Raw genomic sequence first — 13,550 nt, forward strand, 5'->3', positions numbered from 1 at the left:
ACAAGATTAAAAAACAAATTACTCAATATATAAGCACATGAAAAAGTTATTATTAAGCATCAGTCTCGTTTTATCCATTGCATTATTAACAATGTCTTGCGACAAAGAAACTGTCGTTACGGAAAGCGATTTACCTACTACAGCCTCTCAATTTATCAATAGCAATTTCAATGGGGTGAAAATCCTATCGGTAGTTGAAGAGAAAGAAGGGCTATCTGGCAAGGAATATGAAGTCTTGTTAGATAACGGAATTGAAATCAAATTTGATAAAAATGGTAATTGGCTAGATATCGATGCAGTTAACGACTCCTCAGTATTACCGGATAATCTAATCCCTGCATCTATCCTAAGCTATGTAAAAGAAAACTACCCAAATAGTGGTATTAATAGCATAGAGAAAGAAAACTACGGCTACGATATTGAATTAACAAATGGTCTAGACCTCGTTTTCGATAAAGAAGGAAAATTCGTAAGAATCGATCCATAATTCGGGGAAATGTCTGAATTCATAAAGAAAAAGAAAGGCGAGGTTTTTAATCTCGCCTTTTCTTTTTCTTCATCTATCTATGCTTAGTTGGATAAGTAGCTAGCTTTGACCGTAATATTTGCCGTTTTGTTTCTGGATGTTGTATTGAAAGCTCCGCCGTACGAAAACTCTTCATTATCGTTTTGGCCTGTTATTTGAAAAATACCCAAGTCTGCTTTCACTAATTCACCCAAGGAGGATCCCGCCTCTTTAGCAATGTTTTCAGCCCTCAGGCGTGCATTTTGGGATGCTTGAGAGATCAGCTTCAACTTCAAATCTTCAAGCCCGGAGAAATAATAACTCGGCGTATTGGAGCTAAGCTCGATTCCCTGCGAGATCAACGTAGAAATTTCTCTGGATGCATCATCCACCTTATTCAAATCTTTCGATTCTACACTGACTGTTTGCATTAAGTTATAGCCCGTAAATGTATTGGAAGAATGACCGTTAGCATCCGTATAATAATTGAATTCCCTATTGATGCTGACTGCATTAAATAAAATCTCCTTCTCATTAATACCCTTCTGAACTAGGAAATTGCGAACGAGATCTCTGTCGCGTTTTAGTTGCTCAGAAGCCTCACTCAAATCCATGGATTTTCGGCTATATGATGCCGACCATTTAACGATGTCTGATGCGAAATCTGTTTTAGCACCGCCGGTAACATTTATAGTATTGGAGTTTTTGTACTTATACTTATATGCGTTTCCCAAGATCGCGGCAAAAGCAATCACCGCAATTGCAGCGACAACACTAATTATAATTCCTGCATTTTTCATAAGCTAAATCCGTTTTATATTAAAAATGTTATACTGAATTATGATCTAAGTTACCATTTTTTGATTAATATTGAGGTTACCTATTTCTATCAATTTATGAAACAAAAATACAGCCTTTTATTATTGAGTTTCTCACTGGTTTCAGGTATTTATGCGCAGAAGAAACCACTAGATCACTCGGTATATGACAACTGGAAATCCATTAGCCGGGCAGAAATTAGTAAATCGGGTAATATCATCCATTATACAATCAGTCCGCAAGCGGGTGATAACCTAACGGAGGTTAAAAACAGCAAGAATCAGCTTCTTTTAAGTATCCCACGCGGGACCGATGTGCGATTGACTGAGGACGAACAATTCCTGATCAGTACGGTAAAACCATTTTTTAAAGAAACGAGAGCGGCTCGGATCAAAAAAAAGAAACCGGACGACATGCCCAAGGATACTTTACTCGTGTACAATCTAGCTAAGAATACGACCAGTCGATATCCAAATTTTAAAAGCTATCATTTACCTCGAAAAGGAAGTAAATATATAGCCATCGCTAGCGAAACAATTATTCCCTCCAAACAGGTAGAAAAGGACAGTACAGCGAATAAGACGTCCAGCGCTAAAAAAGAAAAGCCCACTCCTGTTGTGCATCTATTGCATTTACAATCGGGTGACACCACTAACTTTATTAAAGTAGAAAACTTCCAAATCAGTAACGATGAACAATATTTCATCTTTACGAAGAAAGGTGCAGATAAAGATACGTTGAATGAGGCCGGCCTATATCTTTATGAGATCGCTTCTAAGAAGTTGAAAAAGATCAGTAATGGAAAAGGGACTTATAAGCAGTTCACTTTTGACGATGCAGGTAAGCAATTAACATTTCTTGCAGATAAATCTCCAGAAAAAGCCTTATTGAAAGATTTCAAGCTTTATTATTACACGGCAAACCAAGATACTGCAAATGTATTAGCAGATCAAAAGTCCGCCGGGGTTCCTGACAAATGGTATATCTCAGGCGATGCTTCTATAAACTTCAGTAAATCTGGCAATCGCTTGTTCTTTGGCCTTGCCCCCATTCCGCGCGTAAAAGACACGACTTTGGTGGAATTTGAAAATGCTAAGGTGGATATCTGGCATTGGCAGGACGATTATTTACAACCTACACAATTGCTAAATAGCCGCCGTGACCAGATGCGTAGCTTCACGGCAATGATTCTGCCGAAACAAGGACGTCAAGTTACGCCTATTTCAGACGACACCTATAATAGAATAAGCTTTACAGACGATGCAGATAACGAATGGGCTCTTGCGAGCAGCGACCTAGGCTATCGTATCTCTTCGCAATGGGATGGTGAGACCAGATCGGATGTTTACGTCATTTCGTTAGTCGACGGTAAGAATAAATTAGTTGCTAAGAACCTCTCCGGTTCCGCATATCTAGCACCTAAAGGTGACTATGTTGTATATTTTAATAAAGAAGATGCCAATTGGTATAGTTTCCATATCGCAACAGAAACTGTAAAACAGCTTAACGAAGGACTTTCTGTGAGTTTTGTTGATGAAGAAAATGACGTACCGGCTTTACCAGGAGCTTATGGTCTCGTGGGCTGGAGCAACGATGCGAAGCATGTTTTCATCAATGATCGTTACGATGTTTGGAAATTCAGTTTAGACGGCAAAGCGAAGCGTCAATTTACGCATGGTCAAGGTAGAGAGCAAAAAATTACTTTTAGGATTCAGCGACTAACTCCGGTCGAAGACCCTAGAATTAGAACTTCCTATATTGATGAGGCTCAACCGATTTATTTATCAGGATTCAATACTAAAAACAAGTATGCCGGCTTATACCAATTAGGAAAAAAGAATATTGAGGCGCGCTGGACAGGTCCTTACTCTTACAAGATGCTGGCGGCGGATCAAAAGATAAACCACCTGATCTATACGAAAGAAGATTCTAAAGCGAGTCCAGACGTGTATTTATTGACGTCATTTGAACAAGAAGAACGATTAACAAATATCAACCCTCAACAGGCAGACTATAACTGGATGACTGCAGAGATCGTTTCTTGGACTACGCCGAACGGGCATCAGGCGGAAGGTATCTTATATAAACCTGAAGATTTCGATCCAAACAAAAAATATCCAATCATAGCTTACTTCTATGAGAAGTTGACAGATGGTCTTTATACTTATCAAGCACCTGCTCCTACACCATCACGTTTGAACATTCCCTACTTTGTAAGTAATGGATATTTAGTATTTACGCCGGATATCCGCTATGAAACAGGCTATCCAGGAAGATCGGCTGAAGAGTATATCAATTCGGGTATGCATTACCTAGCACGCAATAATAGCTGGGTGGATTCTACGAAGATGGGAATTCAGGGACAAAGCTGGGGCGGTTATCAAGTAGCGCATTTAATTACACGCACAGACATGTATGCGGCGGCATGGTCGGGTGCACCTGTGGTCAATATGACATCAGCCTATGGCGGAATTCGTTGGGGAACAGGTATCTCTCGTCAATTCCAATATGAGAATACGCAGAGCCGTATCGGAAAGCCACTGTGGGAAGCACGTGACTTATATATAGAGAACTCTCCGCTATTCTTTATGGACCGTGTAAATACACCGGTCGCGATTATGCATAATGATAATGACGGTGCAGTGCCATGGTATCAGGGTATTGAGTTCTTCACAGCACTTAGACGTTTGAATAAGCCGGTATGGTTATTAAATTATAACGGAGACGGACATAATTTAATGCAACGTCAGAATAGAAAAGACATACAAATTCGCGAAGCACAGTTCTTCGATCACTTTTTAAAAGGAGCACCGGCAGCTAATTGGATTAAAAAAGGTGTCAAAGCAACAGAAAAAGGAATCGACTGGGGACTAGAAGTTGACTAATAATCGGAAAACACCATAAAAACAAGGGTGGAAAAGTAATTTTTCCACCCTTTTTCGATTTTTAGACACCCATATTTGTCATTTTTATTATTTATTTTCAAAAAAATATCGGATTTATCCGATTTTGATATATTTTTGAAAAAGTTTTTAGAAAAACACGAACAATCAACATAAACAAAGAATATATAATTCTACAAACATGTCAAACAGCAGATTCAAAGCAGTTGAAGAAGCAACGAAACACATTTTCGCTGCAAAAACAAACGTCACAGCAGAAAGAGCAGTAAACATCTATGGAAAAAACGTATTCACCATCCTCAAGATGAGAGAATACTTACCTAAGACTGTTTACAAGGAACTTACTTCATTTATTGACGAAGGGAAACAGATTACACGTGATATGGCTGAGTATATTGCACAAGCAATGAAAGCTTGGGCGATAGAAAATGGCACAACACATTACACACACTGGTTCCAACCGCTTACAGGATCTACTGCAGAGAAACATGATTCATTCTTTGAACCGGATTCAGATGGAAGTGCTATCGAAAAGTTTACCGCAGATGCACTTGTACAACAAGAACCAGATGCATCTTCTTTTCCAAATGGTGGAATTCGTAATACTTTTGAAGCAAGAGGTTATACGGCATGGGATCCATCCTCTCCTGCTTTTATCTTTGAAACATCGGCGGGCAAGACTTTATGTATCCCTACTGTATTTGTTTCTTATACTGGCGAATCTTTAGACTATAAAGCCCCTTTATTGAAAGCAATTGCGTCGATTGATAAAGCGGCGACTGAAGTAGCTCAGTATTTTGATAAATCAGTAACGAAGGTGAATGCATCATTGGGTATCGAGCAAGAGTATTTTTTAGTTGATTTAGCACTATATAACGCTCGTCCGGATCTTCAACTTACTGGACGCACATTGTTTGGCCATATGTCCGCAAAAGGACAACAATTGGAAGATCACTATTTCGGCGCAATTCCGGAACGTGTACTTGCTTATATGGTTGATCTTGAGAATGAAGCATTAAAATTGGGTATCCCTTTAAAAACTCGTCACAATGAAGTTGCTCCTTCGCAATTTGAGTGTGCTCCGATGTTCGAAGAGATTAACTTGGCGATAGATCATAACCAATTGTTGATGAACGTGATGGAACAAGTTGCATTACGTCATAACTTCAAGGTATTATTGCATGAGAAACCTTATAGCGGTGTCAACGGGTCTGGAAAACACAATAACTGGTCATTAATCACGAATACTGGCGTCAATTTGCTTTCACCAGGCAAAACTCCAAAGAATAACTTAATGTTCTTGACATTCTTCGTGAATACAATTAAAGCAGTTTTCGAACATGCAGATTTATTACGTGCTTCCATCGCTAGCCACTCAAACGACCACCGCTTAGGTGCTAATGAAGCTCCTCCTGCGATTATTTCCATCTTCTTGGGCTCTCAGTTAGATGAGATATTAGAGGAGGTTGAATCGGCTCGCGTTGCGAAGAAAGTTAAATCTGAAGCAAATTTATGGCACGGAATCCCTAAGATTCCAGATTTGAAATTAGATAACACCGACAGAAACCGTACTTCACCATTTGCCTTTACAGGAAATAAGTTTGAGTTCCGCGCTGTGGGTTCGTCTGCCAACTCGGCATTACCAATGACGGTATTGAATGCTATCGTTGCGACGCAATTGATCGAGTTCAAGACTGAGGTAGACAAACAGATCAAAAAAGGAACTAAGAAAGACCTTGCAATCTTAAACGTCGTTCGTAAATACATTAAAGATTCCAAAGCTATACGTTTTGAAGGTAATGGATATAGCGAGGAATGGGAAATTGAAGCTGCAGCTCGCGGTTTATCAAATATCAAGTCTACACCTAAATCTTTAGACGTTTATGTTACTCCAGAATCATTGGAATTATTCGAAGCATTAGGAATTTACACTAAACGTGAATCTGAAGCTAGACACGAGATATTATTGGAAAACTTCTTCAAAAAGCTTCAAATCGAAGCGCGCGTAATTGGCGAAGTGGTAACAAGTCAAATTGCTCCGGCATGTTTAACCTATCAAAACGAATTGATACAGAACGTTAAAGGATTAAAGGATCTTGGCTTACCGAAAGAGTCTTATAGCTCTCAATTAAATTATCTAGAACGTATTTCGAAACATGTGAATACAATTCTAGAGAAGGCTGAAGAAATGCGCCAAGCTCGTAAAAAAGCAAACACAATTGATGACGTTCGCGAGAAAGCAATCGCCTACGATGAGGTGGTTAAACCATTCTTTGATGAAATCCGCTATCATGTGAATAAGTTAGAAAAGCTAGTTGATGATGCGAAATGGCCTCTACCAAAATTAAGAGAGCTATTGTTCATTCACTAATGAAATATTAAAACAAAAAAAGGAGGCTGTCCATAATGGACAGCCTCCTTTTTTCTAAAAGTCTCTGTTATTAAAGAGCATCAAGAACTGTTATCCCTTTATTTGTTTTTAAAAAAAAAGAAAGTTTTTTTATAAGAACTAATAACATTTTAAACAACCAATACACAGCGCCTCATTAGAAAACTTCAGAAATCTGAATGGGATTCAAAAAACATTCACCTGTAGTTTGCTTTACAGAAATGAAAACAGCAAATTTATACCATAAAAGCAAAGCAGTATGAAATTATATACAATTGATACGGGATTTTTTAAACTTGATGGTGGAGCAATGTTTGGCGTTGTACCAAAGTCAATTTGGCAAAAAACAAATCCGGCCGATAGTAATAATCTATGTACTTGGGCAACACGTCTTCTGTTAATTGAGGATGGCAAGCGTCTCACCCTGGTGGATACTGCGCTAGGTGATAAACAAGATGCAAAATTCTTCGGACATTATTTCCTTCACGGAGATGATACGCTAGACAAATCTTTAGCAAAATATGGCTTTCATCGAGAAGATATCACAGATGTGATATTAACTCATTTACACTTTGACCATTGTGGTGGTGCGATCGTGCGCGAAGGCGAAAAATTGGTTCCGGCATTCAAGAATGCTCGCTTTTGGTCAAATGAGAAACATTGGAATTGGGCAACTATTGACCCAAATCCACGGGAAAAAGCTTCCTTTTTAAAAGAAAATATACTGCCAATTCAAGAATCGGGTCAACTTAACTTTTTATCTGAAGAACAACCACAATACGACAATTCTATAACAATGCGTTATGCCTACGGACATACCGAGGCCATGATGCTTCCACAATTAGAGTACAAAGGAAAAACGCTGCTTTATATGGCAGATCTTCTTCCCTCCGTTGGCCATATTCCCTTGGCATACGTGATGAGTTACGATGTAAGACCATTGGTAACTATGGATGAAAGAAAATCGTATTGGCAAGAAATCGTGGATAATGAATATATTCTTATTCTCGAGCATGATGCACAGCACGAGTGCTGCACTTTGCAACATACAGAGAAAGGAATACGTCTTAAAGATACTTTTAGGTTGTCGGATATCGTTTAAAAGTTCAATACAACCTTATGGCGGTAGATATTAAAAAGCGTTTCGATCGAATTGTAAATATACTCATTCAGCTACAATCAAAGAGAGTCATCCGCGCGCAAGAACTTTCGGATCGTTTCGAAGTGAGCTTAAGAACAATCTATCGAGATATAAAAAGCTTAGAGCAGGCTGGTGTTCCGATAATCGGAGAAGCAGGTACTGGCTATTCCATTATGGAAGGATACAAACTGCCACCTGTTAGTTTTAGCAAAGAAGAAGCCTTATCTTTCGTTGCAACAGAAAAACTTACCCAAAAGTTCCTAGATAAAGAAAGTGCTAAGCAATATGGCTCTGCAATGCTTAAAATCAAATCTATCCTCAAAAACCACGACAAGGATTTGCTTTCCACTGTGGAGAGTCAGATTATTATGCGAGAGCAGTCGATGCCTCCCTTTCTTGAACAGGTACCGCATGCCCTAAGTAGCACATTAGAAAGTATTTCACTTCAAAAACAACTGGTCGTTAGATATCAGGGAATACAAGATGAGGAAGGCCGACTGAGGACAATAGAACCGATTGGAATTTATCACGATGGTGGATTTTGGTATATTGTTGCTTACTGCCTCTATCGAGATGACTTCCGTCAATTTAGAAGTGATCGGATTCAAGAAGCTACTTTAACAGATCAAATTTTCAGCAAGAAACATATTTCCATTGCAGAATATATTGAAAAACATCGTCAAACAAATCACCCTAAAACTCGGATTAAACTTCTTGTAGCGAATAGACTCGCTAACTATTTGAAGTGGGAAAGAAAACATTACGGATTTGTTGCTGAAAAAAACATTGGTGACTTTATAGAAATGACTTTTGAAAGTAGAGATATCGAAAATGAATTTCCGCGATGGCTAATGATGTTTGCTGATTTCGTAAAGATTCTTGAACCGGTGGAATTGAAAAGGAATTTGACAAGTTTGTTAGAAAAATCGATAATAAACATAAATAAATGAAAGGCGCCCTTATTGCCGCCTTTCATTTAATTATCTTTGCCTAATTATACCCAGGATTTTGCGTCAATAATTCATTTTTATCCAATTCATCTTGTGGCACAGGAAGTAAATAATCTTTGTCTGTAAATACAGCTTTTTTCCATACCACTTTCTTGTAAGTCTTCTTACCCGTAGTAGGGTCCCTGCGGATATCCATTCTCAAAAAATCTGTATTTAAAACTTCTGGAGCGATCTTCCAACGTCTGACATCATACCATCTGTGCATTTCAAAGACCAATTCAACTCGTCTTTCATTTACAATGCGATCAAACAGTGCTTTTCCAGTGACGTTAGACGGTATTGCTGGCATATTAACGCTTTCGCGAGCTCTTACAAAGTTCAAATATTCACGAGCTACGGCTTCATTTCCCAAAAAATAATTTGCTTCAGCATAATTCAGTAGTATCTCAGCATACCGAAAAAAGGTCCAAGGAGTTTGAGACATATTTGTAGAGCTCGGATTATTGATACGCTCGTTTACAAACTTCCTTGGATAATAACCTGTTTCCGATGCATTCCAAGGGGACACTGATCCCTCATTTGAATCTTTACCACCTGGTAAAAAAGTTTCTACTTCACGACCTTTCCACATCATCCCATCGTGCAAAATGGTAGCATAAAACCGAGGGTCGCGATCTTTGTATGGATCTTGATCATTAAATAGAGGGTCATTCTCTGGTAGCAATCCACGAATTGTCTCGAAATCATCAACTAAATTCTGTAAAGGATGAATTTGACCAAAGCCGTTATACCCATTTGGATAAGATGCTAATTCCAAATAAACTGCCTCTGGGCTAATCAACTGATTAAATGGACGTTGCCAAATAGCTTCGGAATTATATATATTCTCTTCTAGAAAGTAAGTTCTATAGTCTCTAAATAAACTGTATTTCTTCAAATCAATAACATCTTTTGCTGCATTTGCTGCAGCTTCCCACATTGATCGATCGTTTTTCGTGTTATTCAAGGGGCTCGCGCGATAAAGTAATGCGCGGGATTTTAAAGCCATGGCAGCACCTTTCGTAATTCGCCCCTTATTAGCGGCGTCATAATCCAATGGCAATAGCTCGATAGCCTCCTCAATTTCCTTTAAAAGAAAGGACATTATTTCGTCATACGTATTACGCTTTAATTTGAAGTCATCGTTCAATTTAAATGGTTTAGTAATTAGTGGAACTCCACCGAATAGACTAATCAGCTCAAAATAACACTTCGCACGCATTACTTTCATTTCACCTAGCATTCGATCCTTAGTTTCCTGAACCATCTCTTTACTTCGTTCTCTCTCAATATTTTGAAAGAAGATATTTGTACGGTTGATAGTCGTCCAATAGTTTTGATTTGTATTTGTACCTGTCGGCACACTACTCCAATAATTTGCAATTCCCAAATTATCCGCTGTCAAATTTCCGCCCCAATAAGCATAAAGCCAAGAATTGTTTCTGGCATTCAATTCGTCGACCATAACGGATAAATTGTAAAAACTATACCTAAATCCATTAGGTAGCGAGCGATATGTACTAGATACATATGTTTCAATTAGAGCAGGATCATCCCAAATAGCGTCTTCGCTATAACGATCGCTAGGTACCGTGTCAAGTACATCAAAATCACAGGATATTGTTGACAAACATGTAAAAAACATGAATAAATACTTCCAAGTATTCTTTAATATTTCAATTTTCATAACTCTATCTCTTAAAATCCGACACTTAAACCTAAATTAAACACTTTACTCTGTGGATAGAATGTGCCTCTATCAGAAGAACCTTCTGGATCATACCACTTTATCTCTGAAATTGTAAATAGATTATTTCCATTTACAAAGATTCGAGCACTACTCATTTTTAGTTTCGAAACTAGGATGGGATCCAGATCATATCCCAATTCTAAAGTCTTAAGCCTAACAAATGATGCATTTTGCAACCAGAAGGTACTCTTCAATCCACTTGGTTCTCCCGGCTCACTTAATGTCGGGATCCTCGGATATTTAGAATCTAAGCTACCTGGCTGCCAACGATTCGCAATGAGGTCTTCTAATCCATTAACTGCAATCCTGGCATTTTGATGAAAGTATTGCCAAGCTTTTGCCTGTCCTGCGAAATTTATGAACATCGAAAAATTCTTGTATTGGAGATTAGCGTTTAATCCGAATGTTATTTGAGGTATGTTAGATCGGTCCATCCTAACACGGTCTCCTGCATCAATTATCCCATTCTCATTGACGTCTTTATACCGTAGGTCCCCAACTTTTGAGCCAGGAAAAATTGGCGAATTTGCGAGCTCTTCCTCTGTTCTGAAAATACCAGTTGCTTGATAAAACAGGTCTGCACCAACTAATTTTCCCTCCGCTTTTTGGTAAGCAGGAACATTATCCGCTTCACTAAGGCTTAGCACCTTATTTTTCGAAAATCCAAAATTCCCGCCTACTGAAAACTTAAAGTCATCGGATGCAAAACGGTTATATTTTAAACTAGTTTCAATCCCAGTATTCTCCACCTCGCCAATATTTTCCGTTGGCAACGATAAAGATGTATATGCGGGGATTTCTAAAACACGTAGTGCAAGAATATTAGACCTCTTTTGCTTGAAAACATCGAAAGTCAACTCAAAAGCCCGATTCATGAAAGACGCATCTAAGCCGATATTTGAAATTGTAGCGACTTCCCAAGTAATATCAGGATTTGGTGTAACATTTGGCACTGCTCCTAAACTTGACTTGGGAGTTTGTCCAAAATGATATCCATATTGCAATCCTAAATTGTATGAAGCCAAATACTGATATGGATTTATTGCATCATTACCAAGTTGCCCCACTGAACCTCTAACTTTCAATTCATTGATTATTTCGGATTCTGGAAATAGGTCTTTAGAAGCAATCCATGCCACAGAAAGCCCTGGAAAGAAACCAAAACGTTTTTTCGGCGCAAAAGCAAACGAGCCGTCATATCGGGCATTAAAATCAATTAAATATTTTTCCTTGTAATTGTAACTCACCCGTCCAAATAAACTTTGCCGACCAAAATCGTAAGACATTCCATCCGACTCTTGAGTTGCTGGATCACCAGCGAACATTTCATCAATGGAAGTCGACAAGAAATTTCTTCTAAACGTGCGTTGATAATTTGATTTAGAACTTGACTGCTCTCCTGCGATAAAGGCGCTTATAAAATGATCTTTAAACGTTCTAGTATAACTTAATTTGAGATTGTAAAAAATCCCGTCAGTTTTGTCCGTACGAATTGCCAAATCAGGAGAAACAATAGCGCCGCCTGTCATGGGAATATATTCATCAGTAGATCGATCGTAATTGTATACCGTCCATGGAGTTCTCCAGCGCTTGTCATATGCATAACCATCGGTGTAAACCAAATAGCCATTTAGCTCCAAACCTTCAACTTTTAGAATTTTCCAGTTGAATCCTCCTTTAATATTGTAGTTTTTATCATTTAGAGTATTCTTTCCGGCAGCATCAGTTACCATTACGGCGGGATTGTATCCATTTTCGATCCCAGCGGAAGGCAAGCCATTCTCATAGTAAACAGGGACGAAAGGCAAAGCGTTCAACCAATACCACGCATCTTGAGTCCCTGGACGAATCCTGTTATTATAAACTGAATTTAAATCTACAGAGACAGTAAAATTATTAGTTACATCCGCGTCAATGTTTGACCGAACGGTAAATCCATCATAGTCGTGTATTCCTTTTTTGAAAATACTGTTCTGATTAGTATAAGAGCCAGAAATCGAATATCTAACTTTCTCACTACCTCCGCGCAAATTCAAGTTGTGAATCTGCTGAGTTGAAATGTTTTTGAGAACTTCTTGAAACCAATCGATGTTTGGATAGTTCGGATCAGACCCACTTTTAAACTTTGCTATTTCTTCCTCAGTATATCGCGGACTCTGACCTCCTTGAACTAGTAAATCATTAACATACTCTGCAAAAAGAGCTGAATTTGCCAATTTCGGAGTCCTAGTAGGTTGATTTAAGCCCATATTCATTGAGTAGTTAATTATCGGCTTTCCGGACTTGCCACGCTTTGTTGTGATTAGAATGACTCCATTGGCCGCTTGAGCACCATAAATAGCAGCCGATGCATCCTTTAATATATTGACTGATTCAATGTCATTTTGATTAATTCTCTGCCAACCTGGAGGATTCTGAATCCCATCAACAACCACTAACGGACTAGTACTTCCAGTGGTATTTACACCTCGGATGAGTAAAGATGAAACATCGCTTCCAGGTTCTCCAGAACGATTCGTCGCAACTAAACCTGGCATTAAACCGGCAAGAGAATTTGTAACACTTACCGCCGGACTTCGTTTCAACACATCCCCTTGGACCGATGCCACTGAACCGGTAAGTGTAGCCTTCTTCTGCACGCCATATCCCACAACCACAACCTCATCAAGACCTTCACTTGAACGTTCTAGCTTAATACTAAGGCGTTGGATCTGGTCATCGATGACGATTTCCTGTTTGACAAAATTTAACATAGAAAAAATAAGAACATCTCCACGCTCTGCAGAAATTGTGAATTTCCCTTCGGAATTTGTTACTGCACTTCCTTGCTTACCTTTCAAAGAAACTGTAACACCAACTAATGGCTCATTTGTATCTAATGCAGTAACAGTCCCTTGAACATTCTGCTGGATCCAATGTCTCAATTTTGAAACATTGGATCCAGCAGGAAAATCATGTACTGCATTTGATTTAAATGAGAATGTCAAAAGTGGTACAATAAGTACTAAGTTGATTTTTCTCATAATTTATGTTTATTTGGCGATTTAGTGTAAA

At 38.6% G+C, this 13,550-nt stretch carries 8 protein-coding genes; 5 read left to right on the plus strand and 3 right to left on the minus strand.

All coding sequences use genetic code 11. The annotated features are described in order from the left end of the window. Positions 1–37 precede the first annotated feature (37 nt). Entirely contained in the window at positions 38–487 is a 450-nt protein-coding gene (locus tag B2400_RS16090; protein WP_149526118.1) for a PepSY-like domain-containing protein, read from the plus strand. A gap of 83 nt (positions 488–570) precedes the next feature. Here the strand turns inward: B2400_RS16090 and B2400_RS16095 are convergent, their stop codons facing one another. After that, positions 571–1,305: an SIMPL domain-containing protein gene (locus B2400_RS16095; protein WP_149526119.1), complete on the minus strand. Its 735-nt coding sequence runs from the start codon at positions 1,303–1,305 to the stop codon at positions 571–573. 96 nt (positions 1,306–1,401) lie between these two features. Here B2400_RS16095 and B2400_RS16100 point away from each other — a divergent pair, with 96 nt between their 5' ends. The 4 genes from B2400_RS16100 (at position 1,402) to B2400_RS16115 (ending at position 8,707) form a co-directional block, all read left to right on the plus strand. Further along, on the plus strand, positions 1,402–4,209 hold the full coding sequence (locus B2400_RS16100) for a S9 family peptidase (RefSeq protein WP_293934919.1): 2,808 nt from the start codon (positions 1,402–1,404) through the stop codon (positions 4,207–4,209). A gap of 199 nt (positions 4,210–4,408) precedes the next feature. Further along, positions 4,409–6,598 (plus strand): glutamine synthetase III, encoded by a 2,190-nt coding sequence (locus B2400_RS16105; protein ID WP_149526121.1) that lies wholly within the window; start codon positions 4,409–4,411, stop codon positions 6,596–6,598. Between the two features lie 277 nt (positions 6,599–6,875). Continuing rightward, positions 6,876–7,718: an MBL fold metallo-hydrolase gene (locus tag B2400_RS16110; protein WP_149526122.1), complete on the plus strand. Its 843-nt coding sequence runs from the start codon at positions 6,876–6,878 to the stop codon at positions 7,716–7,718. A gap of 17 nt (positions 7,719–7,735) precedes the next feature. After that, positions 7,736–8,707 (plus strand): helix-turn-helix transcriptional regulator, encoded by a 972-nt coding sequence (locus tag B2400_RS16115; RefSeq protein WP_149526123.1) that lies wholly within the window; start codon positions 7,736–7,738, stop codon positions 8,705–8,707. Between the two features lie 40 nt (positions 8,708–8,747). Here B2400_RS16115 and B2400_RS16120 read toward each other — a convergent pair whose 3' ends face one another. Then, entirely contained in the window at positions 8,748–10,433 is a 1,686-nt protein-coding gene (locus B2400_RS16120) for a RagB/SusD family nutrient uptake outer membrane protein (protein ID WP_149526124.1), read from the minus strand. A gap of 11 nt (positions 10,434–10,444) precedes the next feature. Then, positions 10,445–13,519 carry a SusC/RagA family TonB-linked outer membrane protein gene (locus B2400_RS16125; RefSeq protein WP_293934924.1) on the minus strand — a complete coding sequence of 1,025 codons (3,075 nt, stop codon included), beginning with the start codon at positions 13,517–13,519 and terminating at the stop codon, positions 10,445–10,447. Between the last annotated feature and the right edge of the window lie 31 nt (positions 13,520–13,550).

Origin of the sequence: Sphingobacterium sp. UBA6645 (assembly GCF_002455685.1) — a bacterium.
GTDB lineage: Bacteria > Bacteroidota > Bacteroidia > Sphingobacteriales > Sphingobacteriaceae > Sphingobacterium > Sphingobacterium hotanense.